The 23,181-nt window shown below is 62.3% G+C and carries 20 protein-coding genes; 14 read left to right on the top strand and 6 right to left on the bottom strand.

Annotated features, from left to right (window positions below; all coding sequences use genetic code 11):
- Positions 1–67 precede the first annotated feature (67 nt).
- The 3 genes from amn to ACVWZP_RS24500 form a co-directional block, all read right to left on the bottom strand.
- A complete protein-coding gene (amn, locus tag ACVWZP_RS24510) occupies positions 68–1,540 on the bottom strand; it encodes an AMP nucleosidase (protein WP_167379492.1) in 1,473 nt (490 codons plus the stop codon).
- Between the two features lie 155 nt (positions 1,541–1,695).
- The gene (locus ACVWZP_RS24505; RefSeq protein WP_457370203.1) at positions 1,696–3,348 is read right to left on the bottom strand and encodes an acyl-CoA dehydrogenase family protein; all 1,653 of its coding nucleotides are present in this window, start codon (positions 3,346–3,348) and stop codon (positions 1,696–1,698) included.
- Between the two features lie 69 nt (positions 3,349–3,417).
- Positions 3,418–5,811, bottom strand: a complete 2,394-nt coding sequence (locus tag ACVWZP_RS24500) for a hybrid sensor histidine kinase/response regulator (RefSeq protein WP_457370202.1) — start codon at positions 5,809–5,811, stop codon at positions 3,418–3,420.
- A gap of 288 nt (positions 5,812–6,099) precedes the next feature.
- Between ACVWZP_RS24500 and ACVWZP_RS24495 the strand changes: the two genes are divergently transcribed.
- The 4 genes from ACVWZP_RS24495 to ACVWZP_RS24480 all read left to right on the top strand — a co-directional run bounded on the left by ACVWZP_RS24495 (position 6,100) and on the right by ACVWZP_RS24480 (position 9,619).
- A complete protein-coding gene (locus ACVWZP_RS24495) occupies positions 6,100–6,897 on the top strand; it encodes a hydroxymethylpyrimidine/phosphomethylpyrimidine kinase (RefSeq protein ID WP_026140190.1) in 798 nt (265 codons plus the stop codon).
- 18 nt (positions 6,898–6,915) lie between these two features.
- Positions 6,916–7,545 (top strand): thiamine phosphate synthase, encoded by a 630-nt coding sequence (thiE, locus tag ACVWZP_RS24490; protein WP_017848322.1) that lies wholly within the window; start codon positions 6,916–6,918, stop codon positions 7,543–7,545.
- Between the two features lie 11 nt (positions 7,546–7,556).
- Positions 7,557–8,840: a glutamate-1-semialdehyde 2,1-aminomutase gene (gene hemL / locus ACVWZP_RS24485; RefSeq protein WP_201021581.1), complete on the top strand. Its 1,284-nt coding sequence runs from the start codon at positions 7,557–7,559 to the stop codon at positions 8,838–8,840.
- A 224-nt stretch (positions 8,841–9,064) separates the two neighbouring features.
- Positions 9,065–9,619, top strand: a complete 555-nt coding sequence (locus tag ACVWZP_RS24480) for a tetratricopeptide repeat protein (protein WP_017848324.1) — start codon at positions 9,065–9,067, stop codon at positions 9,617–9,619.
- Positions 9,620–9,661: 42 nt separating this feature from the next.
- Here ACVWZP_RS24480 and ACVWZP_RS24475 read toward each other — a convergent pair whose 3' ends face one another.
- Positions 9,662–9,988, bottom strand: a complete 327-nt coding sequence (locus ACVWZP_RS24475) for a DUF1820 family protein (protein WP_003194436.1) — start codon at positions 9,986–9,988, stop codon at positions 9,662–9,664.
- A gap of 131 nt (positions 9,989–10,119) precedes the next feature.
- Here ACVWZP_RS24475 and miaB point away from each other — a divergent pair, with 131 nt between their 5' ends.
- The 5 genes from miaB (at position 10,120) to lnt (ending at position 15,496) form a co-directional block, all read left to right on the top strand.
- Entirely contained in the window at positions 10,120–11,445 is a 1,326-nt protein-coding gene (miaB, locus tag ACVWZP_RS24470; protein ID WP_017848325.1) for a tRNA (N6-isopentenyl adenosine(37)-C2)-methylthiotransferase MiaB, read from the top strand.
- Positions 11,446–11,629: 184 nt separating this feature from the next.
- On the top strand, positions 11,630–12,631 hold the full coding sequence (locus tag ACVWZP_RS24465; RefSeq protein ID WP_017848326.1) for a PhoH family protein: 1,002 nt from the start codon (positions 11,630–11,632) through the stop codon (positions 12,629–12,631).
- Positions 12,624–13,082, top strand: a complete 459-nt coding sequence (gene ybeY / locus ACVWZP_RS24460; RefSeq protein ID WP_079444779.1) for an rRNA maturation RNase YbeY — start codon at positions 12,624–12,626, stop codon at positions 13,080–13,082. Before ACVWZP_RS24465 ends, ybeY begins: the two co-directional genes overlap by 8 nt.
- Positions 13,083–13,124: 42 nt before the next feature.
- Positions 13,125–13,964: an HlyC/CorC family transporter gene (locus tag ACVWZP_RS24455; protein WP_017848328.1), complete on the top strand. Its 840-nt coding sequence runs from the start codon at positions 13,125–13,127 to the stop codon at positions 13,962–13,964.
- 8 nt (positions 13,965–13,972) lie between these two features.
- Positions 13,973–15,496 carry an apolipoprotein N-acyltransferase gene (gene lnt / locus ACVWZP_RS24450; protein WP_017848329.1) on the top strand — a complete coding sequence of 508 codons (1,524 nt, stop codon included), beginning with the start codon at positions 13,973–13,975 and terminating at the stop codon, positions 15,494–15,496.
- A gap of 114 nt (positions 15,497–15,610) precedes the next feature.
- Here the strand turns inward: lnt and ACVWZP_RS24445 are convergent, their stop codons facing one another.
- Together ACVWZP_RS24445 and ACVWZP_RS24440 are read right to left on the bottom strand one after the other, a co-directional pair.
- On the bottom strand, positions 15,611–16,372 hold the full coding sequence (locus ACVWZP_RS24445) for a YdcF family protein (RefSeq protein WP_046482411.1): 762 nt from the start codon (positions 16,370–16,372) through the stop codon (positions 15,611–15,613).
- Positions 16,373–16,479: 107 nt separating this feature from the next.
- Positions 16,480–16,797 (bottom strand): hypothetical protein, encoded by a 318-nt coding sequence (locus ACVWZP_RS24440; RefSeq protein ID WP_046381934.1) that lies wholly within the window; start codon positions 16,795–16,797, stop codon positions 16,480–16,482.
- A gap of 262 nt (positions 16,798–17,059) precedes the next feature.
- On the opposite strand from ACVWZP_RS24440, the gene leuS reads away from it, so the two are divergent.
- The 5 genes from leuS to ACVWZP_RS24415 all read left to right on the top strand — a co-directional run bounded on the left by leuS (position 17,060) and on the right by ACVWZP_RS24415 (position 23,152).
- Complete coding sequence (leuS, locus tag ACVWZP_RS24435) at positions 17,060–19,666, top strand: leucine--tRNA ligase (protein WP_177032031.1); 2,607 nt, start codon at positions 17,060–17,062, stop codon at positions 19,664–19,666.
- An 89-nt stretch (positions 19,667–19,755) separates the two neighbouring features.
- Entirely contained in the window at positions 19,756–20,361 is a 606-nt protein-coding gene (locus ACVWZP_RS24430) for an LPS-assembly lipoprotein LptE (RefSeq protein WP_017848334.1), read from the top strand.
- Positions 20,362–20,400: 39 nt separating this feature from the next.
- Complete coding sequence (gene holA, locus ACVWZP_RS24425; protein ID WP_046381932.1) at positions 20,401–21,438, top strand: DNA polymerase III subunit delta; 1,038 nt, start codon at positions 20,401–20,403, stop codon at positions 21,436–21,438.
- Between the two features lie 162 nt (positions 21,439–21,600).
- Complete coding sequence (gene arfA, locus ACVWZP_RS24420; RefSeq protein WP_003176285.1) at positions 21,601–21,765, top strand: alternative ribosome rescue factor ArfA; 165 nt, start codon at positions 21,601–21,603, stop codon at positions 21,763–21,765.
- 61 nt (positions 21,766–21,826) lie between these two features.
- Positions 21,827–23,152 (top strand): lytic murein transglycosylase, encoded by a 1,326-nt coding sequence (locus tag ACVWZP_RS24415; protein ID WP_046381931.1) that lies wholly within the window; start codon positions 21,827–21,829, stop codon positions 23,150–23,152.
- Positions 23,153–23,181: the final 29 nt, after the last annotated feature.

The following is a 23,181-nucleotide window of genomic DNA, read 5'->3' as shown; positions in this document are numbered from 1 at the left end:
AAAGAACATCTAACGGTCAGGACCGACAATGCTAGTGGCCTGACCGCTAAATGACCATCCCAACCGCTTAGCGGAACGGCGGCTCGTCGAAGCTGCGCAGTTTGCGCGAGTGCAGCGAGTTGAGCTCGGTGCGCAACAGGTCGACCGCCTCGATGCCGATCTTCAAGTGCTGGCTGACCGCCCGCTCATAGAACGCGTTGGCCGAGCCCGGCAGCTTGATCTCACTGTGCAACGGCTTGTCCGAGACACACAGCAACGTGCCGTAAGGCACGCGCAAACGGTAGCCTTGGGCGGCGATGGTGCCGCTCTCCATGTCCACCGCGACGGCGCGGGACAGGTTGATCAGCGGCCGTTCCTGGGCCCAGCGCAGTTCCCAGTTGCGGTCGTCGTAGGTCAGCACGGTGCCGGTGCGCAGGCGCTTTTTCAGCTCTTCGCCTTTTTCGCCGGTGACGTTGGCCGCCGCTTGCTGCAAGGCCATCTGCACTTCGGCCAGGGCCGGGATCGGGATGTTCGGCGGCACTACGCGGTCGAGAATGCCGTCACGGCGCATATAGGCGTGAGCCAGGACATAGTCGCCGATGGTCTGGGATTGGCGCAGGCCGCCGCAGTGGCCGATCATCAGCCAGCAATGCGGACGCAGCACGGCTAGGTGGTCGGTGATGTTCTTGGCGTTGGACGGGCCGACACCGATGTTGACCAGCGTCACCCCGTGGCCGTCAGTGGCCTGCAGGTGGTAGGCCGGCATCTGGTAACGGTGCCAGACCACGCCTGCGGCAATGGCGGACGCTTCGCCGTGGTCCATGCTCTTGTCGATGATCACGTTGCCCGGCAACACCATGCGGATAAAACGCGGGTCGCTGCGCAGTTGCTCCAGGCCATGCACGATGAACTGATCGACATAACGGTGGTAGTTGGTCAGCAGGATCCACGGCTGTACATGGCGCCAATCGCTGCCGGTGTAATGCACCAGGCGGCGCAGGGAAAAGTCCACGCGGGCCGCGTCGAACAGGGCCAGGGGCAGCGGGTCGGTGTTTTCCCAGTCGTACAGGCCGTCGGCGATGCCATCGGTGGCGGCCGACAGGTCGGTGCTGGGGAACACCCGCGCCAGGGTCGCGGCGGTCACGCCGGAGCCGGCCAGTTCGTCGCCCTGCTCGACCACATACGGGTAAGGAATATTCTGCTGACTGACGCCGACTTCCACCGTCACGGTGAAGTCGTGCATCAGCGGCACCAATTGCTCCAGCAGGTATTTACGGAATGCCGACGGATGGGTGACGGTGACGCTGTAAGTCCCCGGCAGTTGGACCTTGGCATACGCCCGGGTGGTCTGTGGGACTTCGCCATGGCACTGGTAAGTCAGGCGCAGCTCCGGGTAACGAAACATCGCGCGTTGTTCGGCGTCGGGCTCGACGCGGTCCTTGAGGTATTGCTTGAGGGCCTGATTGAGCGCGCCGGTAGCACGCTCATGCAGAGCCGCCAGCCGGTCCACGGCTTCTTCGGCGGTTTGAACGACAACAAAAGCTTCGGTCACGGTAAGCATCCTGTGTGCTGACTTGCAGACCTTTATCTTGCCTGTATCCCGGCCAGACGCAAACTTTGAATTGGCATGCCTACTCAAGAAGAGCTCAGTCCCTGTGGGAGGCTGGCACACCGCGATCGCAGGCAAGCCAGCTCCCACATGTTGACCGCGTGTATTCAAAGGGCCTGTGGCGTGGACCGCGCGACAATCGCCTCAACATCCACGCCACGCGGCAAGGTGCCATACACCCGTCCCGACGACTGGCCCAAACGGCTGGCGATAAACCCATCGCTGACCGCCGCGTTCCCGGCCTCCAGCAACAACTTGGCCTGCAACGCTACGGCAATGTCCTCGGTCAGTTGCCGCGCGCGGTACTGGATATCCTGGGTGTCCATGAACGCCGATTTCAGTTGCTCGACATGCCGCGCCAACTGCCTGTCGCCATGCCCGTCGCCCAGCTCGACGAACAGCGCTTCCAGCACGCCCGGTTCTTTGGACAAGGCGCGCAGCACGTCCAGGCACTGCACATTGCCGGAACCTTCCCACGTCGAATTCACCGGCGCCTCACGATACAAGCGCGGCAGGATACTGTCCTCCACATAACCGGCACCGCCCATGCACTCGGCGGCTTCGTTGATCATCGCCGGCGCGCGCTTGCAGATCCAATACTTACCCACCGCCGTCACCAGCCGGGAGAACTTGGCTTCCTGCTCATCGCCCAAATGATCGAGGGCGCGGCCCATGCGCAGGCTCAAGGCCAGCGAGGCCTCGCTTTCCAGCGCCAGGTCGGCCAGCACGTTTTGCATCAGCGGCTGCTCGCTGAGTACGCGACCGCCGACCGAACGATGGGCGCAATGATGGCTGGCCTGGGTCAGCGCCTGGCGCATCAAGGCGCTGGAGCCGACCATGCAATCGAAGCGCGTCATGGCGACCATCTCGATGATGGTCGGCACGCCACGGCCTTCTTCGCCGACCATCCAGGCCAGGGCGCCGCGGAACTCGACTTCGCTGGACGCGTTGGAGCAATTGCCGAGTTTGTTTTTCAGACGCTGGATATAGAACTGGTTGCGCGTGTCGTCCGGACGGTGCCGAGGCAGCAGGAAACAGGTGAGGCCCTTGTCGGTCTGGGCCAGGGTGAGGAACGCATCGCACATCGGCGCCGAGCAGAACCACTTGTGCCCCACCAGCTCATAGGCTTGGCCGGGACCGCCCGCGCCCACGGGGTAAGCACGGGTGGTGTTGGCGCGCACGTCGGTGCCGCCCTGTTTCTCGGTCATCGCCATGCCGATGGTGGCACCGGCCTTGTGGGCGATGCCGACGTTGCGCGGGTCGTAGTCGGTGCTGAGGATTTTCGGCAGCCAGGTCTGCGCCAGATCCGGTTGCAGGCGCAGGGCCGGGACGCAGGCAAAGGTCATGGTCAACGGACAGCCGGTGCCGGCCTCGGCCTGGCTGTGCAGGTACGTCAGGGCAGCACGGGCCACATGGGCGCCGGATTGTGGATGAGCCCACGGCAGCGACGACAGGCCATGCTCGACGGCGGTGTGCATCAGCTCATGGTAGGCCGGGTGAAACTCCACCAGGTCGACACGGTGACCATAGCGGTCATGGCTGCTGAACTGCGGCTTGTTCTGGTTCGCCAGGAACCCGGCCGCCATCAGCGGCCCACCGGCCAACGCGCCATAGGCATCGAAGCGCGGTGCTGCCCAGCCGGCACCGAAGCGGTGCGACCAGTCTTGCAGCGGCACATCGATGCGGTACAGGTTGATGCCGTCCAGGGAGGGCGGCTGGTTGGTGACGTCGTGGGTTTCGGCGAACTGGTGCAGGTTCATGACGGGCCTCCTGGAAAAAAGGCCACCTGGAGTTGCGGCCCGAATTTCAGTTAAGCACCGTCATCTCGCTTAAAAAAGTGGCATACGCGCCGAATGTCCGGCGCTTTCGCCCTCTGACGGACACAGCAGCCGACGTTCCAGCAGCGCTTGCAGCGCGTCGAAACGTACCGGCTTGACCAGGCGATCGGTGATGCCGATGCCATGGCAGCGCTCGCGTTCGGACACATTCAACGTAGTGCTCAGGGCGATCACCGGTAACTCGCCGCAGCCGGGCAACGCGCGAATCTGACAGCACAACGAGAAACCGCCTTCCGGTATATCCAGCAACACTGCGTCGAAGGTTTCCCCCTGCAACGCCGTCAACGCCGCCGGCCCGCTGTCGACGGTTTTCACCCGATAACCGAGCTTGAGCAACATGCCGCGCACCACCAACTGGCCGACGCTGTTGTCGTCCACCAGCAGCACCGCACACTGCGCAGGCGTGCGTGCGTGCGCGGGGCTTGCCGGGCGTGGCTCGGGCTGCAGCGGGGTGACCGCCAGTTCCAGCTGAAAACGACTGCCCTTGCGCGGTTCGGAATGATGGGTGAGACGCCCGCCGAGTAATTCGATCAGTTGCCGGCAGATTGCCAGACCAATCCCCAGGCCACCGTATTCGCGGGTCGTCGAGCCATCGAGCTGGAAGAACCGCTGGTACAGAGTGGCCTCGTCGAGGAACGCAAAGCCGATGCCCGTGTCGGTGACGATAAAACTCAGGCGCACGGTGCCATCGCTCAGGGGCACGCCGACCACCCGCAGACGCACGACGCCTTCGTGGGTGAACTTGAAGGCGTTGTCCAACAGGCAATCCAGGCACTGGCTGAGTTTGTCGGCATCGCCGCGCAGGCGATCGGGCAAGTCGTCGGCGATATCGATGGAAAAGGCCAGGCCTTTGCTCTGGGCGCTGGCGCTGAACTGCTGGCGCAAGGTGTCGAGCACGCCGCGCAGGCTGAACACCTTGGGCTGGGCACTCAGGCGCCCGGCCTGCAACTCGGTGAGGGTGAGGATGCCATTGACCATCCGCATCATGTCCCGCGCCGAGCCGGCGGCGGTTTGCTGGTAGTTCGCCAGGTCGTCGTCCAGGGGCACGGTCTGCATCAACTCCAGGGAGCCGATCACCCCATTCATCGGCGTGCGCAGTTCGTGGGTCAGGGTGGCGAGGAATTCGTCCTTGAGCCGGTTACTGCGGGCCAACTGCTGGTTGAGCACTTCGAGCTTCTGGCTCGCATCGTAGAGGATCTGCGCCTGTTGCTCGCGCATGGCGTTGATGCGGTCCGCCAGGGCCAGGGACAACAGCGCCACTTCGATCGCCGAGCCGATCTGGCTGGCGTACATGGTGAGGAACACATTCGGCAGGTAACCCAGCACCATCAAGGTGTTGACCACGCCGCCCAGCAGGAACGCCGACCAGGCGATGATGAAATAACGCGCCACCCGCTGGCCGCAGTACCAGGCCTTGATGGCGGCGACGAAGATAGTCACGGTGAACACCAGCGCCAGGCCGGTGGCCAGGCGCAGCGCGAGGGCGTAGCTGGTCATCAGTGAGAGCAGCATCACCACCGCGCCACAGGCCACCAGCGCCAGCAACAGGCGATTGATCCAGCGGCTGTGCTGGGCGGTGTGCAGGAAGCTGCGGGCGAACAAGCTGCCGAACAACGCCGCCGAGCCGATCATGAACGGTGTCGCGGCATTCGCCCACCAGGGGTTGTTCGGCCAGAAATACTCCACCGCCGCACCGTTCACCGACAGCTGGTACAGACCGAACGAGGCGATATAGAAGATGTAATAAAGGTAGCTGGTGTCGCGCACGCTGAGGTAGATGAACAGGTTGTACACCAGCATCCCCAGCAACACGCCATAGATCAGGCCCAATACATATAGGCGCAGCGGTTGTTGTTCCAGGTAGGCAGTGCTGGACCACAGCGTCAGCGGCGCCTGGATCGAACCTTCGCTTTGCAGGCGCAGGTAGACGGTCTTGGTTTCGCCCGGCGTGAAGTCGACCTTGAACAAGTAGTTGTTCTGGCGAATCTCGCGGCTGGAGAACGCCAAGGCATCCCCGGTGCGACCGGCCAGGCGATAGTTGCCGGTGCTGTCGGGCAAGTACAGGTCAAGGTGGTCGAGGGGCGGATAGGCCAACTCCAGCAGCCAGGTGCGCTGGGTTTCAGGCGGCTTGGGCTGGTAACGCAGGTTGACCTTGAGCCAGAACACCGAGCGCGAATAGCCGGCGTTGAGGGTGTCTTTGTCGTGGGGCTTGAACTGTGTGGCAGCGGCGGGAGCGCTCACATCAGCGATGGTCAGGGTGTTGGTCGGGTCTTCGAGCACTTGCATGGCCCGGCCCAGCGGCAGGCTTCGCGTGTCTTGGGTGAACTCAATGGCGTCGGCGAGCAGCGGTAGCCCGCACAATAATAAAATCAGCAAATAACGCATAGAGCCCCAGCGTGACCTGTCCGGTCATGTCAAAAAGCCCCCCATTCCTTTTGAGAAGACGTATACCGGCGATACAGTAAGTTGTTTCGAATCACTTTAGCATAGCTGCTAAAGGCCATTAGACACCATTGATATAATTTTTCTAAAGGCTCTAGAACAAGGCTTTCAGCGGACTTCACAACTAAAATCCGATACTAGCAAACAGCCACAACCGCCCATGGATCCGGGCAAAATTCAGCCATCGCCAGACGGCCACGCCAAAAGCGTTTGGTGGTAAGCTCGCGCACCATGAATATCTACAGCTCTCGCCCCGTTGTCCTCTGTCTCTCCGGCCATGATCCCAGTGGTGGCGCCGGCTTGCAGGCAGATATCGAAGCCCTGCTCGCCCAGGGTTGCCATGCGGCCCCGGCCGTTACCGCGCTGACGGTGCAGAACACCGTCAACGTCAGTGATTTCCGCGTGCTCGACCGCGAGTGGGTGCTGGCCCAGGCCAACGCCGTGCTCAGCGATTCGCCAGTGGCGGCGGTCAAGCTGGGCATGCTCGGCTCCACCGCGATGGTCGACACCGTGGTCGAGCTGCTGCAGGCGCACCCGCACCTGCCGGTGGTGTGCGACCCCGTGCTGCGCGCCGGTGGCGGCGGCAGCCTGGGCAAGGACGAAGTCGGTTACGCCATGCGTGAGCGGCTGTTGCCGTTGTCGCTGATCGCCACGCCCAACCTGCCTGAAGCACGCATCCTTGCCGAACTGCCTGAGGGCACGGCGGACGAATGCGCGGAAAAGCTGTTGCCGTTTATCAAGCACCTGCTGATTACCGGCGGCCATGGCGATGAGCACCAAGTCCACAACCGCCTGTACAGCCGCGACGGCACGCGCCAGACCTTTACCTGCCAGCGCCTGCCCGGCAGCTATCACGGTTCGGGGTGTACGCTGGCCAGCGCGCTGGCGGGCCGGATCGCCCAGGGTGAAGGCCTGGTCAGCGCCGTGCAATCGGCCCTCAACTACACTTGGCGCACCCTGCGTGACGCCGAACAACTCGGCCAGGGCCAGTTCGTGCCTCGCCGGCTGCCGCTGGATTTCTGCTCGTAACACCAAGAGGCCTGCCCGATGAAACTACGTGGCCTTTATGCCATTACCGACAGCCAATTATTGGCCGGCAAATTCCTCGCCTACGTCGAAGCGGCGCTGGATGGCGGCGTGACCCTGCTGCAGTACCGTGACAAAAGCAGCGACGAGGCCCGGCGCCTACGTGAAGCGGAAAAACTCCGCGAATTGTGCTCGCGCTACAAGACCCAACTGATCATCAACGATGACGCCGAACTGGCCGCGCGCCTGGGCGTCGGCGTCCACCTGGGCCAGACCGATGGCCCCCTGACCACGGCCCGTGCGCTGCTGGGCTCCAAGGCGATCATCGGCGCCACCTGCCACAGCCAGATCGAACTGGCCGAACAGGCCGCGAAAGAAGGCGCCAGCTACGTCGCCTTCGGCCGCTTCTTCAACTCCAGCACCAAGCCCGGCGCCCCCGCCGCCAGCCTCGAAATGCTGGCCCAGGCCCGCGCGCGCCTGCAGTTGCCGATCTGCGTGATCGGCGGCGTCACCCTGGAGAATGCCGAACCGCTGGTAGCCCACGGGGCCGACTTGCTCGCCGTGGTACACGGCCTGTTTGGTGCCGACAGCACCCAGGAAGTCACGCGCCGCGCCCGCGCTTTCAACGATCTTCTTAAATCTTCAGTTTAGAGAGCCCGATCATGTCCCGTTCCGAAACCCTGTTTGCCGATGCCCAGAAACACATCCCCGGCGGTGTGAACTCCCCCGTGCGTGCGTTCAAGAGCGTCGGCGGCACGCCGCTGTTCTTCAAGCATGCCGAAGGCGCCTACGTCACCGACGAAGACGACAAGCGCTATGTGGACTACGTCGGTTCCTGGGGCCCGATGATCCTCGGCCACAGCCACCCGGACGTACTCGACGCCGTGCGCCAGCAGTTGCAACACGGTCTGTCCTACGGCGCCCCGACCTCGATGGAAACCGAGATGGCCGATCTGGTCTGCTCGATCGTGCCGTCGATGGAGATGGTGCGGATGGTCAGCTCCGGCACCGAAGCCACCATGAGCGCGATTCGCCTGGCCCGCGGTTTCACCGGCCGCGACAGCATCATCAAGTTCGAAGGCTGCTACCACGGTCACTCCGACAGCCTGCTGGTCAAGGCCGGGTCCGGCGCGCTGACCCAGGGCGTGCCAAGCTCGGCCGGTGTGCCAGCAGACTTCGCCAAACACACCCTGACCCTGCCGTTCAACAACATCGCCGCCGTCGAGCAGATGCTCAATGAAGTGGGCCAGGAGGTGGCGTGCATCATCGTCGAGCCGGTCGCTGGCAACATGAACTGCGTACCGCCGACCCCGGGCTTCCTCGAAGGCCTGCGCGCACAGTGCGACAAGCATGGCGTGGTGCTGATTTTCGACGAAGTGATGACCGGCTTCCGCGTGGCCCTCGGTGGCGCCCAGGCGCATTACGGCGTAACGCCGGACCTGAGCACCTTCGGCAAGATCATCGGTGGCGGCATGCCGGTGGGCTGCTTCGGCGGCAAGCGCGAAATCATGCAATACATCGCGCCGCTGGGCCCGGTGTACCAGGCGGGCACCCTGTCCGGTAACCCGCTGGCCATGGCCGCCGGCCTGACCACTCTGCGCCTGATCAGCCGCCCGGGCTTCCATGCCGAGCTGACCGACTACACCTCCCGCCTGCTCGACGGCCTGCAACAGCGCGCCGATGCCGCTGGCATTCCGTTTGTCACCACGCAAGCAGGCGGCATGTTCGGCCTGTATTTCAGCGGCGCCGACGATATCGTCACCTTTGAGGACGTGATGGGCAGCGACGCCGGCCTGTTCAAGCGCTTCTTCCACCTGATGCTGGACGGCGGCGTGTACCTGGCACCGAGCGCCTTTGAAGCCGGCTTCACCTCGATCGCCCATGGCGACGCCGAGTTGAAACTGACCCTGGATGCTGCCGAGCGCGCCTTCGCCGCCCTGAAATAACCGGCACAGCATTCTGACGTCGCCCCCGGCGGCGTCAGATTTGCTACTTTGCTTACAGACTTTTCCTGGTTTTCTCGAGAAATCACCTGCAATCCGGCAGATAACTTGCCCAACCGGCAGAAAAACGAGTAAAGACTTTGTAAGCAGAGGTCTGCTTATTTCATAATGCGCGCTTATTGGACCCCCGAGGGTCCGCGTGCCCCGTCAGAGGTAAGTCGATTCCCATGAAACGCACCGGCCGCACCCTGGTCCTGGGCTGCCTGTTGCTCCTTCAGCCGCTGCTGGCACATGCACAAGCAGGCGGCAACTCGTTGTTAATCCCAGCGATGGGTCGTTGCACCCTCAATACCCAGCCAGACAGCCAGGCCGAAGCCCTGAGCGCGTGCCAGAAACAGGCCGACGGCGGGGATGCGCAGGCGCAATACGAGTTGGGCGAGTACTACCACGACGGCAAGAACCCCGCGCGCGACCTCAACAAAGCGTTGAACTACTTCGAAAAAGCCTCGCTGCAGGGCCACGCCCAGGCGCAATTCCAGCTGGGCACCATGTTCTTCAAAGGCGAAGGGGTGCCGGCCAATAACGTCCAGGCGTATATCGTGCTGAAAATGGCCGCGGTCAACGGCGCCGAAGACGCACTGGACACCGCCGACGAAGTTGCCGAACACATGCAGCGCGATGAGCTGGAACTGGCGACCCAGGTGCTGGGCCAGATCTTCCGCAATTATCTGCAGGAACTGCAGAGCGCGGATGGGCGCTCGCCGTTCTCGCCCCTGCCCTGATCGACCGGTGACGAGGGAGCCAGCGCCCTCGCTACAAACGCCCTACTTCTCAGGCATCGGCATCGGAAACGGCATGACATTGCTCGTGCCACGCGCTTCGCTGATCTTCGGCGTGCCCAGGCGCTCGACTTCATCGATACGCACGATCGAATGCATCGGCACAAAACTGCGCACCACGCCTTCGAACTGGGCCTTGAGTTTTTCCTCGCCCGGGTCGACGACCAGCTGTGTGCGCTCGCCAAAGACGAACTCTTCCACTTCCAGGAAGCCCCACAGATCACTTTGATAGATCTGCTTGGCGTACATTTCGAACACCTGGCCCTGGTTGAGGAAAATCACCTTATAGATTGGAGCTTCACGTTTGGTCATGGTGGGCGGGGAACACATCGGGGATATAAAAGAGGGCGCGAACTATAGCATGGCACCCGATGCACAGTGCTAGGAACCGATGGACATGACCCCTATAATGCGCGGTTCTTTACCACCAGTTGACGATTCCCATGGCCAAGAAGCTCTACATTGAAACCCACGGTTGCCAGATGAACGAGTACGACAGCTCGCGCATGGTCGATCTGCTGGGTGAACATCAGGCCCTGGAAGTCACCGCCCGCGCCGAAGATGCCGACGTGATCCTGCTCAATACCTGCTCGATCCGCGAACGGGCACAGGACCGCGTGTATTCGCAGCTGGGCCGCTGGCGTGAATTGAAACTGGCCAACCCGGAGATGGTGATTGCCGTCGGCGGCTGCGTCGCCAGCCAGGAAGGCGCAGCCATCCGCGACCGCGCGCCCTACGTGGATGTGGTCTTCGGCCCGCAAACCTTGCACCGCCTGCCGGAAATGATCGACGCCGCGCGCCTCACCAAGCTGCCCCAGGTCGACGTCTCGTTCCCGGAAATCGAAAAATTCGACCATCTGCCCGAGCCGCGCATCGATGGGCCGAGCGCCTACGTGTCGGTGATGGAAGGTTGCAGCAAGTACTGCACCTTCTGCGTGGTGCCCTACACCCGTGGTGAAGAAGTCAGCCGGCCGTTTGACGATGTAATGTCAGAAATCATCCACCTGGCCGAAAACGGCGTGCGTGAAGTGACCCTGCTGGGCCAGAACGTCAACGGCTATCGCGGCCAGACCCACGACGGGCGCCTGGCCGACCTCGCGGAGCTGATCCGGGTTGTCGCCGCGGTGGATGGCATCGAGCGCATTCGCTACACCACCTCGCACCCGCTGGAGTTCTCCGACAGCCTGATCCAGGCCCACGCCGAAGTGCCGGAGCTGGTCAAGCACCTGCACTTGCCGGTGCAATCGGGTTCGGACCGCATCCTGTCGGCGATGAAACGCAACCACACCGCCCTGGAATACAAATCCAAACTGCGCAAGTTACGCGCGGCAGTGCCGGGCATCTGCATCAGTTCGGACTTTATCGTCGGCTTCCCCGGCGAGACCGAGAAAGACTTCCAGCAGACCATGAAGCTGATTGAAGACGTCGGTTTCGACTTTTCCTACTCGTTTGTCTACAGCCAGCGCCCCGGCACGCCTGCCGCCGACCTGCTGGACGAGACCCCGGAAGAGCTGAAAAAAGAGCGCCTGAACGCCCTGCAACATCGCCTGAACCAGCAGGGGTTCGAGATCAGTCGACAAATGGTCGGGTCCACCCAGCGCATCCTGGTCACCGACTACTCGAAAAAAGACCCGGGCGAACTGCAAGGGCGCACCGAGAACAACCGCATCGTCAACTTCCGTTGCGACAACCCGACCCTGATCGGCCAGTTCGCCGATGTCCACATCGATGCGGCGCAACCGCACTCGTTGCGCGGCTCTCTGGTGTAATAAATGTGCGAGGGGGCTTGCCCCCGATTGCGGTACATCAGCAGCACATGAGCTGCCTGACACTCCGCTATCGGGGGCAAGCCCCCTCCCACACTGGATCGGGTTGGATAAGTGCTTTCGCACACTGGCGCGTGGCGTTATCCTCTCTTTCACCTCAACAGCCAAAGGGCGGCTAAAAGCGACCTTGAACGCACCCATCGAACCCCATCGTTTTCTCCTCGAGCCGTTTGAGGCTCGCCGTTTCGCCAATTTGTGCGGACAGTTCGACGAGCACCTGCGCCTGATCGAACAACGCCTGAGCATCGAGATCCGCAACCGCGGCAATCAATTCGAGCTGATTGGTGAACCCCAGCACACCACGTCTGCAGAAAACCTGCTCCGCCGCCTCTACCGCGAAACCAAGGGTAGTGAGCTGTCGCCGGAAACGGTCCACCTGTACCTGCAGGAATCGGCCGTGGAAGACCTGGCCAACAACCCGGTGGCCGAAGCCAGCGTGGCCTTGCGCACCAAAAAGGGCATGATTCGCCCACGCGGCTTGAATCAGCAGCGCTACGTCAAAGAAATCCTCGGTAACGATATCAACTTCGGCATCGGCCCCGCCGGTACCGGCAAGACCTACCTGGCCGTGGCCTGTGCCGTCGACGCCCTGGAGCGCGAGCAAGTGCGCCGCATCCTGCTGGTGCGCCCGGCGGTCGAGGCCGGCGAAAAGCTCGGCTTCCTGCCCGGCGACCTGGCACAGAAAATCGACCCGTACCTGCGCCCGCTCTACGACGCGCTCTACGAGATGCTCGGCTTTGAATACGTGGCCAAGCTCATCGAGCGCCAGGTGATCGAGATCGCCCCACTGGCCTACATGCGCGGCCGGACGCTGAACAACAGTTTCATCATTCTCGACGAAAGCCAGAACACCACCGTCGAACAGATGAAAATGTTCCTCACCCGTATCGGTTTCGGCTCCACCGCCGTGATCACCGGCGACGTCACCCAGGTCGACCTGCCCAAGGGCACCAAGTCGGGCCTGGCCCAGGTGATCGAGGTGCTCAAAGACGTGCCGGGGATCAGCTTCACGCACTTCATGCCCAAGGACGTCGTCCGCCACCCGCTGGTCCAGCGCATTGTCGAAGCCTACGAGCGCTTCGAGCACCGCGACGACGCCCCGGCCAAGGACACCCGCCGCGATGCTTGAGCTTGACCTGCAACTGGCAACCGACGCGCACGCCCCCAGTGAAGAGCAGTTCCGTCAATGGTGCGCCCTGGCCCTGCGCCAGCGCACCGCCGACTCGGAGCTGACCATCCGCCTGGTGGACGAACCCGAAGGCCGCGAACTGAATCACACCTGGCGCCAGAAGGATTACGCGACCAACGTGCTGTCCTTCCCCGCCGACGTACCCGACGAACTGCTGGATATCCCGTTGCTGGGCGACCTGGTGATCTGCGTCGAAGTCGTCGAGCGTGAGGCGCAGGAACAAGGCAAGGCCCTTGAAGCCCATTGGGCACATCTGGTCATCCACGGCTGCTTGCATCTGTTGGGTTACGACCATATAGACGATGACGAAGCCGAAGAAATGGAAGCACTGGAACGATCGTTGCTTGCAGAATTGGGTCACCCTGATCCGTATGCAGATGACGAAAACTGATCAACACTCAACTGAAACATCAAAGGATTTAGAGTAATCGCTATGAGCGAAGACCGATCGAGCAACGGGCAAAAGTCATGGCTGGGTAAACTGACCCAGGCTTTTGCCCACGAGCCGAAAAACCGCCAGGAGCTGCTGGAGCTGCTGCGCGAGGCCCATCAGAACAAGTTGCTGGACAGCGAAGCGCTGGCCATCGTCGAAGGCGCCATCCAGGTGGCTGACCTGCAAGTTCGGGACATTATGGTCCCGCGTTCGCAGATGATCAGCATCAAGGCGCCCCAGACCCCACGGGAATTCCTCCCGGCCGTGATCGACTCGGCGCACTCGCGCTACCCGGTGATCGGCGAAAGCCATGACGACGTCATGGGTGTCCTGTTGGCCAAGGACTTGCTGCCGCTGATCCTCAAGGAGAACGGCGACAGCTTCAACATCAAGGACCTGCTGCGTCCGGCCACCTTCGTCCCCGAATCCAAGCGCCTGAATGTGCTGCTGCGCGAGTTTCGCGCCAACCACAACCACATGGCCATCGTGATTGACGAATACGGCGGCGTCGCCGGCCTGGTGACCATCGAAGACGTGCTGGAACAGATCGTCGGCGATATCGAAGACGAGCACGACGTCGAAGAAGACAGCTACATCAAGCCGCTGCCGAGCGGTGATTTCCTGATCAAGGCGTTGACGCCGATCGAGAACTTCAACGAGTTCTTCGACAGCGAATTTTCCGACGACGAGTTCGACACCGTCGGCGGCCTGGTGATGAGTGCGTTCGGGCACTTGCCCAAACGTAACGAGACCACCGAGATCGGCGCTTATCGCTTCCGCATCCTGAATGCCGATAGCCGCCGGATTCATCTGATTCGCCTGACACCTATTGCCCGTTAAGGACTGACATGCGCCGTTTCATCGCTCCCGGCTGGCCCGGCAACTTGTTGGCCGTGGTGGCTGGCGCCATCACCACCCTGGCGCTGGCGCCATTCGATCTGTGGCCGCTTGCGCTGGTCGCGGCCGGATTGTTCTATATCGGGCTGCGCGAGCTGTCCCCACGCCAGGCCCTCGGCCGTGGCTGGTGTTTCGGTTTCGGCCTGTTTGGCGCCGGCACCAGCTGGATCTACTACAGCATCCACCACTTCGGCGGCGCTTCGGTGTTGCTGGCTGGCTTGCTGATGCTGGCGTTCACCGCCGCCATTGCCTTGTTCTTCGCCCTGCCCGCCTGGTTGTGGGCGCGCTGGCTGCGGCGCAATGAAGCGCCACTGGCCGATGCCCTGACGTTTGCGGCGCTGTGGGTCGGCCAGGAAGCGTTCCGGGGCTGGTTCCTGACCGGTTTTCCCTGGTTGTACTCCGGTTACAGCCAACTTGACGGCCCCCTCACCGGCCTCGCGCCGCTGGGTGGGATGTGGCTGATTTCCTTCGCCCTGGCCCTGACCGCCGCCCTGCTGTGCAACCTGCCGCGCCTGCTGGCGACCCAGCGCAACGCCTTCATCGGCGCTGGCCTGTTGCTGCTGGTGGCGCCCTGGGCCATCGGCCTGGCCCTCAAGCATCACGCCTGGACCTCACCGTCCGGCGACCCGCTGAGCGTGGCGGCGATCCAGGGTAACGTCGAGCAAAGCATGAAGTGGGACCCCGAGCAGCTCAATGCACAACTGGCGCTGTACCGCGACATGAGCTTCAGCTCCAAGCGGGTCGACCTGCTGATATGGCCGGAAACGGCCGTGCCGGTGCTCAAGGAGTCCGTCGAGGGCTACCTCGGGATGATGGGCAAGTTCGCTGCCGAACGGCACACCGCGCTGATTACCGGCGTGCCGATTCGCCAGGAAGTGCATCACCAGAAGCGCTACTACAACGGCATCACCGTCGTGGGCGAAGGTGACGGCACCTACCTCAAGCAGAAGCTGGTGCCCTTCGGCGAGTACGTGCCGCTGCAGGACATGCTGCGCGGCTTGATTGCCTTCTTCGACCTGCCCATGTCGGACTTCGCCCGCGGCCCGTCCGACCAGGCGATGCTACAGGCCAAGGGCTATCAGATTGCGCCGTTCATTTGCTATGAAGTGGTCTACCCGGAATTCGCCGCCAGCCTCTCGGCCCAGAGCGACTTGCTGCTGACCATCAGCAACGACACCTGGTTCGGCACCTCCATCGGCCCCTTGCAGCACCTGCAAATGGCGCAGATGCGTGCGCTGGAAGCCGGCCGCTGGATGATCCGCGCCACCAACAACGGCGTGACCGGGCTGATCAACCCGTATGGGCAGATCACCGCGCAGATCCCGCAGTTCGAGCGCGGCATCCTCTATGGCGAAGTGGTGCCGATGCACAACCTCACGCCGTACCTGCAATGGCGTTCGTGGCCGCTGATCGTGGTGTGCCTGGTGTTGTTTGGCTGGGCGCTGCTGGCCGGCCGAATGTCCAAAACCGTCTAACAGAATCAAATGTGGGAGGGGGCTTGCCCCCGATAGCAGTGTGTCAGTCAGTAGATTTGATACTGATACACCGCAATCGGGGGCAAGCCCCCTCCCACATTTTGATTTGCGGTGCTATCGGTAGAACAACCGATACCCCACCTGCCCCACCGCCTCATTGAGCAACTGCCCGCTCTGCCACACCGACTTGAACTCCGGCATCCAACCGCCCAGCGGCCGCGCGTTATCCTCGCCGAGGAAGCCGACCGGCGCCGGCACCACGCTGAAACCGGCTTTTTCAAAGCTCCAGACCGCACGCGGCATATGCCAGGCCTGGGTCACCACCACGACGCGCTTGACCCCCTCGGGCAACAGAATCTCGGCACTCATCTGCGCATTTTCCCAGGTGGTGCGGCTGCGCTCTTCCTTCCAGCGCACCGCCACATCGAAGTCGTCCCGCATCGACACCGCCATCAACTCAGCTTCGCTGGGCGGTGTGCCGTAATGCAAACCGCCGCTGGTCAGCACCGGCAGCCCGGAGGCCTTGGCCAATCGCGCGGCGTAGCGCTGACGCTCCAGCCCGATGCCGGTTGGCTGGTCCGAACCCCAGGCCGGGTCGCCACGCTCGCGCCCCGAACCCAGCACCACAATGGCATCGGCGCGTCGGGCCAGGCTCGACCAGTCCTCCCGGGCCAACGGCGGCGCCGTCTCCAGGGCGCGCGCGCCCCACTGCACCATGATCGGCAGGCTCATCAGCCACATCCCGCCCAGGCCGAGGGCAAAGCAGCAGCCGGCCAGGCGCGGGCGGCTGCGGCGAAACCACCAGGCAAGGGCCAGCAACAGCAAGAGAATGCCGGGCGGCAACAGCAGTTGTTTGATGAAATAACGAATAGGCATCGAGCATCTCCATAGATGCCCGAAGCCTAAGGTGTAACGGGGTTTAGCGACAATCTTTACAAGAACGAAGCAGTGTCAGCGATGATCAGGAAACTAAGGGGCATGTATTACTTGAACCGCACGGACCGATGTTTTTCCGGGCCGCGAGCGGCTGACACATCCTTGAGCCACACCACCTTGGCCGACCGCACGGGCTCGTTGGGCGGCGTGCTCGCCACGCCGGTAAAGGCCGAACGTTCGTTCCTTGCCAGGTAAGCCTTGATCAGTTCCAGCTCCGCGTGGCTCAAGCCTCGCAGTTCCAACTCGACGGGCTGCTCATCACGCAATCGACCCGCCGTACTTGCTGCATCCAATGCACGACCCAAACGGTCGATGAGCCCTTGGTACACATCCGGTTTAGATAACATTCGCTGCGATTCCACCATCCCCTCACCTCATTGAAGATAAGACTCACTCCCCAATAAACAGCGTAGCCCCCATGGCTGCGCCTGCCCGGCGCCGCGACAGACGGCCTCGACCGCGCAATCAGGGTTTCCCTCGATAGAGTGGGGTCATGTATGCTACGGCGCTTCCTGTAACTCCACTTCCCGCAGGGTTTGGGCACGGACACGGCGCTTTATGGTGTCGGCCAGCTCGGACAATGCACCGAAGAGGATTAGGCCACCCCTATTCAGTTCAAAAGTAGCCATGCACGAACAATATCAGCCCCGTGAAATAGAAAATGCCGCCCAAACCTTCTGGGACGAGCAAAAGTCCTTTGAAGTCAGTGAACAGCCGGGCAAGGAGACGTTCTATTGCCTATCGATGTTCCCTTACCCCAGCGGCAAGCTACACATGGGGCACGTGCGTAACTACACCATCGGCGACGTGATTTCCCGTTACCAGCGCATGCAAGGCAAGAATGTCCTGCAACCCATGGGTTGGGACGCCTTCGGCATGCCGGCGGAAAACGCCGCGATGAAGAACAACGTAGCGCCCGCCAAGTGGACCTACGAAAACATCGCCTACATGAAGACCCAGCTGCGCAGCCTGGGCCTGGCGGTGGACTGGTCCCGCGAAGTGACCACCTGCAAGCCGGACTACTATCGCTGGGAACAATGGCTGTTCACCCGCCTGTTCGAAAAAGGCGTGATCTACCGCAAGAACGGTACCGTGAACTGGGACCCGGTCGACCAGACCGTGCTCGCCAACGAGCAAGTGATCGACGGTCGCGGCTGGCGTTCCGGCGCGCTGATCGAAAAGCGCGAAATCCCGATGTACTACTTCAAGATCACCGCCTACGCGGATGAACTCTTGTCGAGCCTCGACGACCTGCCGGGCTGGCCTGAACAGGTCAAGACCATGCAACGCAACTGGATCGGCAAGTCCAAGGGCATGGAAGTGCAGTTCCCGTACAACGTCGATTCGATCGGCGAAGCGGGTACCCTCAAAGTCTTCACCACCCGTCCGGACACCCTGATGGGCGCGACTTACGTCGCCGTGGCCGCGGAACACCCGCTGGCCAGCCAGGCCGCACGCAACAACCCTGAGCTGCAGGCGTTCATCGCCGAATGCAAAGGCGGCAGCGTGGCGGAAGCCGACGTCGCCACCCAGGAGAAAAAAGGCCTGCCGACCGGGCTGTTCGTCGAGCACCCGCTGACCGGCGAAAAATTGCCGGTATGGGTCGCCAACTACGTGCTGATGCACTACGGCGATGGCGCAGTAATGGCTGTGCCGGCCCACGACGAACGCGATTTCGAATTCGCCACCCAGTACAACCTGCCGATCAAATCCGTGGTACGCACCAGCTCGGGCGACACCAACCCGGCCCCGTGGCAAGACGCCTACGGCGAGCACGGTGAACTGATCAACTCCGGCGAGTTCGACGGCCTGGACTTCGCCGGCGCCTTCGACGCCATCGAAGTCGCGCTGATCAAGAAAAACCTCGGCGCCTCGCGCACCCAGTTCCGCCTGCGCGACTGGGGCATCAGCCGCCAGCGTTACTGGGGCTGCCCGATCCCGATCATCCACTGCGAAACCTGCGGTGACGTGCCGGTGCCGGAAGACCAGTTGCCGGTGGTCCTGCCGGAAGACGTGGTGCCGGACGGCGCCGGTTCGCCTTTGGCGCGCATGCCTGAGTTCTATGAGTGCAGCTGCCCGAAATGCGGCCAGCCAGCCAAGCGCGAAACCGACACCATGGACACTTTCGTCGAGTCCTCGTGGTACTACGCCCGTTATGCCTCGCCGCACTACGAGGGTGGCCTGGTCGAGAAATCGGCGGCCGACCACTGGTTGCCGGTGGATCAGTACATCGGCGGTATCGAACACGCCATTCTTCACCTGCTGTACGCGCGCTTCTTCCACAAGCTGATGCGCGACGAAGGCCTGGTCAGTTCCAACGAACCGTTCAAGAACCTGCTGACCCAGGGCATGGTGATCGCCGAGACGTATTACCGTCGCGAAGCCAATGGCAGCTACACCTGGTTCAACCCGGCGGATGTCGAGCTCGAGCGCGACAGCAAAGCCAAGGTCATCAGCGCCAAGCTGATCGCCGACGGCCTGCCGGTGGAAATCGGTGGCACCGAGAAGATGGCCAAGTCGAAGAACAACGGCGTCGACCCACAGTCGATGATCGACCAGTTCGGCGCCGACACCTGCCGCCTGTTCATGATGTTCGCCTCGCCGCCGGACATGAGCGCCGAATGGTCCGACTCCGGCGTCGAAGGTTCGCACCGTTTCCTCAAGCGCGTCTGGCGCCTGGCCCATGCCCATGTCAGCCAGGGCCTGCCGGGCAAGCTGGATGTGGCCGCCTTGAGCGACGAGCAGAAAGCCATTCGCCGCAGCACCCACCTGGCCATCAAGCAAGCCAGCCAGGATGTGGGCCAGAACCACAAGTTCAACACCGCCATCGCCCAGGTGATGACACTGATGAACGTACTGGAAAAAGCCCCGCAAGCCACCGAACAGGAGCGTGCGCTGGTGCACGAAGGCCTCGAGACGGTCACCCTGCTGCTGGCCCCGATCACGCCGCACATCAGCCACGAACTGTGGCACCGCCTGGGCCACAGCGAAGCCGTCATTGACGCCCGCTGGCCGGTGCAGGATGACAGCGCGCTGGTTCAGGACACGCTGCAACTGGTAATTCAGGTCAACGGCAAACTGCGTGGCCAGATCGACATGCCGGCCAGCGCCAGCCGCGAAGACGTCGAAGCGGCCGCGCGCTGCAACGAGAACGTACTGCGCTTTACCGAAGGCCTGACGATCCGCAAAGTGATCGTCGTGCCGGGTAAACTGGTCAACATCGTCGCCAGCTAAATCGGATCGGGCGCAGGGCTTGAGCGCTGCGCCGAACTAAACCTTCAGGGCCTCGATAAGGCCCGCATGGTTTCAAGGGGAGCAATAAAATGATCAAACGCAATTTGCTGGTGATGGGCCTTGCTGTGCTGCTGAGCGCTTGCGGCTTCCAGCTGCGCGGTACCGGCACCAATGAACTGACCATCAAGGAATTGGACGTCAGCGCCCGCAACGCCTACGGCGAAACCGTTGTGCAACTGCGCGACACCCTGAAAAACAGTGGCGTACACGTCTACACCGGCGCGACCTACAAGCTGTTCCTGGCCGACGAGAAAGAAACCCAGCGTAACCTCAGCTACGCCAGCGCTGGCCGTGCGTCCGATATCGAGCTGATCACTTCGTTGACGTTTGAAATGCAGGGCCGCGACCATCTGCCGTTGATGGGTGACAAGATCGAAGTGCAAAAGGTCGTGAGCCACGATGGCAACAACCTGGTGGGCTCGGACTCGGAAATGACCCAGGTGCGCAAAGAAATGCGTCGTGAGCTGGTCCAACGTGTGATGCTGCGCCTGCAACAGCTGACGCCGGAAAAACTGGAACTGCTGCAACAGACCGCCGACAACAAGGCCAAGGCTGACGCCGACGCCCTGAAAGCCGCGCAAGAGTACGAAAACAACACGCCGAAACAATCGCCTGTTGAAGTCCCTGTAGACTAAGCCAGACGGGGCGCCCCAGGCGCCCCGTTCATCGCGCCTATGAAACTCGCCCCCGCCCAACTCGCCAAACACCTGCAAGGTGCTCTCGCGCCTGTCTATATCGTCAGCGGCGATGACCCGTTGCTGTGCCAGGAAGCGGCAGACGCCATTCGCACCGCCGCGCGCCAGCAAGGCTTCGACGAACGCCAGGTGTTCAGCGCCGACGCCAGTTTCGACTGGGGCACGCTGCTGCAAGCCGGCGCGAGCATGTCGCTGTTTGCCGAAAAACGCCTGCTGGAACTGCGCCTGCCGTCGGGCAAGCCCGGCGACAAGGGCGCGGCGGCCTTCATCGAGTACTGTTCGCGGCCTGCCGAAGACACGGTGTTGCTGATCAGCCTGCCCAAGCTCGACGGCAGCGCGCAGAAAACCAAGTGGGGCAAAGCGCTGGTGGAAGGGGCACAGACCCAGTTTATCCAGATCTGGCCGGTGGACAGCAATCAGTTGCCGCAGTGGATTCGTCAGCGCCTGTCCCAATCGGGGCTGTCGGCCACGCAGGACGCCGTGGAACTGATCGCCGCCCGGGTCGAAGGTAACCTGCTTGCCGCCGCCCAGGAGATCGAAAAACTCAAGCTGATGGCCGAAGACGGGCAGATCACCGTCGAAACCGTGCAAGGCGCGGTGGCTGACAGCGCGCGTTTTGACGTGTTCGGGCTGGTGGACGCCATCCTCAACGGCGAGCCTGCGCACGCCCTGCGCATGCTCGAAGGGTTGCGCGGTGAAGGCGTGGAACCGCCGGTGATTCTCTGGGCGCTGGCTCGCGAGTTGCGGGTACTGGCCAATATTGCGCTGCAATACAGCCAGGGCACGCCGTTGGACAAATGCTTCAGCCAAGCCAGACCGCCGGTCTGGGACAAGCGCAAACCGCTGATGAGCAAAGCCCTGCAGCGGCACTCGGCGCAACGCTGGGCGCAACTGTTGCTCGAAGCCCAGCGCATCGATGCGCAAATCAAGGGCCAGGCAGCGGGTTCGCCGTGGATGAGCCTGAGCCGTTTGTCACTGCTGATGTCTGGCCAGCGCCTGACATTACCTGCCGAATAACCCCCCCCTCTTAAAAACACCGCAAAACCAATGCGGGATGGGGCAAGCCCCCTCCCACATGTTGGCTGCATTTGTATTTCAAAAAACTTGTCGGGCTTTACAGCGGCCAGACTTCGGCAGATGATTTGCACCGCTGCATCCCACCTGAAGAGAGTAACGACCATGAGCAAAAAGCCATCTAAGCATGGCCCCAACAAGGCCAAATCCATCATCGCCCAGCCACTGTTCCGCAGCCGTCAGGAACGCGCCGGCAAGGGCAAAGGCAGCTACCGCCGCGAAGCCTTCCAGTCTAATAGCTGGGAGGCTTCTTACTTTCTGGCCGCCTGAAGGCAAGCGCCCCTCCGGCATGATAAGGTCAGCACTTGATTTGTAATCCCTGGACCTGTGCATGCCCTCTAGTCTTTCCCGTCGTTGGCACCTTCGCCAATTGATCGCTGCCTCCAGCCTCATTCTGCTTGTCGCCTGCGCGGAAAAACCTACCGCCGCAGATGCTCAACCCTTGCCGACACTGTCGACCGCACCGGTCGTAGCGCCCGCTGTCGTGGCCCCGCTGGCTGTGGATAACCTGGACATCCAGCCCACCCAGACCTTTGCCGAATGGCAGGCCGGTTTCCGTGCGCAAGCCTTGAAGGCCGGCATTACCCCAGCCGTGTTTGATATCGCCTTCGCCAACGTCACCCCGGACATGGCGGTGATCCGCGCCGACCGCAGCCAACCGGAATTTTCCCGCCCGGTGTGGGAATACCTCGACGGCGCCCTGTCGCCAGTACGTGTGCGTAATGGCCAGGCACTATTGGTCAAGTACGCCGACATCCTGCAAAGCATCGAGCAACGTTATGGCGTCGACCGCCAGGCGCTGGTCTCGGTGTGGGGCATGGAAAGTAACTTCGGTCAGTTCCAGGGAAATAACTCGGTGATCCGTTCCCTCGCGACCCTGGCCTACGAAGGCCGGCGCCCGGCCTTTGCCCAGGCGCAATTGCTTGCGGCGCTGCAAATCATCCAGCACGGCGATATCCAGGCCGACCAGATGCGCGGTTCGTGGGCCGGCGCCATGGGCCAGACCCAGTTCATCCCGACCACCTACAACACCCACGCCGTGGACTTCGACGGCGACGGTCGCCGCGATATCTGGAACAGCCCGGCCGACGCCCTCGCCTCCACCGCGCATTACCTGCAAAGCTCCGGCTGGCAGAAAGGCCAGCCGTGGGGTTTCGAAGTCAAACAACTGCCGGCCAACTTCGATTACACCCTGGCCGACGGTGGCGTGCGCAAGACCGTCGCCGACTGGCTGAAGCTGGGTATCCAGCTGCCACCGGGAGCGAGCATGCCGCCTAACGTCGACCAACTCTCCGCCGCCCTGCTGCTGCCAGCGGGTTACCGTGGCCCGGCGTTCCTGGTGCTGGATAACTTCCGCGCAATCCTCAAGTACAACAACTCGTCGTCCTACGCACTGGCCGTGGGCCTGCTGTCGGAACGGTTCGGCGGAAGTGGTGTGATTCGTGGCGATTGGCCGAAAGATGAACTGCCGCTGAGTCGTTCCCAGCGCATTGACCTGCAGACCGTACTCAGCAGCAATGGCTATGACGCGGGCAACCCGGACGGGATTATCGGCGCCAACACGCGCAAGGCGATCCGTGCGGCGCAACAGTCACTGGGCTGGCCGGCGGATGGTTATCCGACGGTGAAGTTGCTGGAGTCGTTGCAGAACCGTTAGATCGGCTTATGGCGACTACCGCTATCGGG

Source organism: Pseudomonas sp. TE36184, from assembly GCF_054060055.1.
Note: the sequence above shows the minus strand (reverse complement) of the source record. Positions and strands in the feature narration are given on the sequence as shown.

What these genes read in the sequence shown, in the direction of transcription:
- amn (WP_167379492.1), bottom strand. Translation starts at nt 1,540, where the DNA reads ATGCTTACCGTGACCGAAGCTTTTGTTGTCGTTCAAACCGCCGAAGAA.
- ACVWZP_RS24505 (WP_457370203.1), bottom strand. Translation starts at nt 3,348, where the DNA reads ATGAACCTGCACCAGTTCGCCGAAACCCACGACGTCACCAACCAGCCG.
- ACVWZP_RS24500 (WP_457370202.1), bottom strand. Translation starts at nt 5,811, where the DNA reads ATGCGTTATTTGCTGATTTTATTATTGTGCGGGCTACCGCTGCTCGCC.
- ACVWZP_RS24495 (WP_026140190.1), top strand. Translation starts at nt 6,100, where the DNA reads ATGAATATCTACAGCTCTCGCCCCGTTGTCCTCTGTCTCTCCGGCCAT.
- thiE (WP_017848322.1), top strand. Translation starts at nt 6,916, where the DNA reads ATGAAACTACGTGGCCTTTATGCCATTACCGACAGCCAATTATTGGCC.
- hemL (WP_201021581.1), top strand. Translation starts at nt 7,557, where the DNA reads ATGTCCCGTTCCGAAACCCTGTTTGCCGATGCCCAGAAACACATCCCC.
- ACVWZP_RS24480 (WP_017848324.1), top strand. Translation starts at nt 9,065, where the DNA reads ATGAAACGCACCGGCCGCACCCTGGTCCTGGGCTGCCTGTTGCTCCTT.
- ACVWZP_RS24475 (WP_003194436.1), bottom strand. Translation starts at nt 9,988, where the DNA reads ATGACCAAACGTGAAGCTCCAATCTATAAGGTGATTTTCCTCAACCAG.
- miaB (WP_017848325.1), top strand. Translation starts at nt 10,120, where the DNA reads ATGGCCAAGAAGCTCTACATTGAAACCCACGGTTGCCAGATGAACGAG.
- ybeY (WP_079444779.1), top strand. Translation starts at nt 12,624, where the DNA reads ATGCTTGAGCTTGACCTGCAACTGGCAACCGACGCGCACGCCCCCAGT.
- ACVWZP_RS24455 (WP_017848328.1), top strand. Translation starts at nt 13,125, where the DNA reads ATGAGCGAAGACCGATCGAGCAACGGGCAAAAGTCATGGCTGGGTAAA.
- lnt (WP_017848329.1), top strand. Translation starts at nt 13,973, where the DNA reads ATGCGCCGTTTCATCGCTCCCGGCTGGCCCGGCAACTTGTTGGCCGTG.
- ACVWZP_RS24445 (WP_046482411.1), bottom strand. Translation starts at nt 16,372, where the DNA reads ATGCCTATTCGTTATTTCATCAAACAACTGCTGTTGCCGCCCGGCATT.
- ACVWZP_RS24440 (WP_046381934.1), bottom strand. Translation starts at nt 16,797, where the DNA reads ATGGTGGAATCGCAGCGAATGTTATCTAAACCGGATGTGTACCAAGGG.
- leuS (WP_177032031.1), top strand. Translation starts at nt 17,060, where the DNA reads ATGCACGAACAATATCAGCCCCGTGAAATAGAAAATGCCGCCCAAACC.
- ACVWZP_RS24430 (WP_017848334.1), top strand. Translation starts at nt 19,756, where the DNA reads ATGATCAAACGCAATTTGCTGGTGATGGGCCTTGCTGTGCTGCTGAGC.
- holA (WP_046381932.1), top strand. Translation starts at nt 20,401, where the DNA reads ATGAAACTCGCCCCCGCCCAACTCGCCAAACACCTGCAAGGTGCTCTC.
- arfA (WP_003176285.1), top strand. Translation starts at nt 21,601, where the DNA reads ATGAGCAAAAAGCCATCTAAGCATGGCCCCAACAAGGCCAAATCCATC.
- ACVWZP_RS24415 (WP_046381931.1), top strand. Translation starts at nt 21,827, where the DNA reads ATGCCCTCTAGTCTTTCCCGTCGTTGGCACCTTCGCCAATTGATCGCT.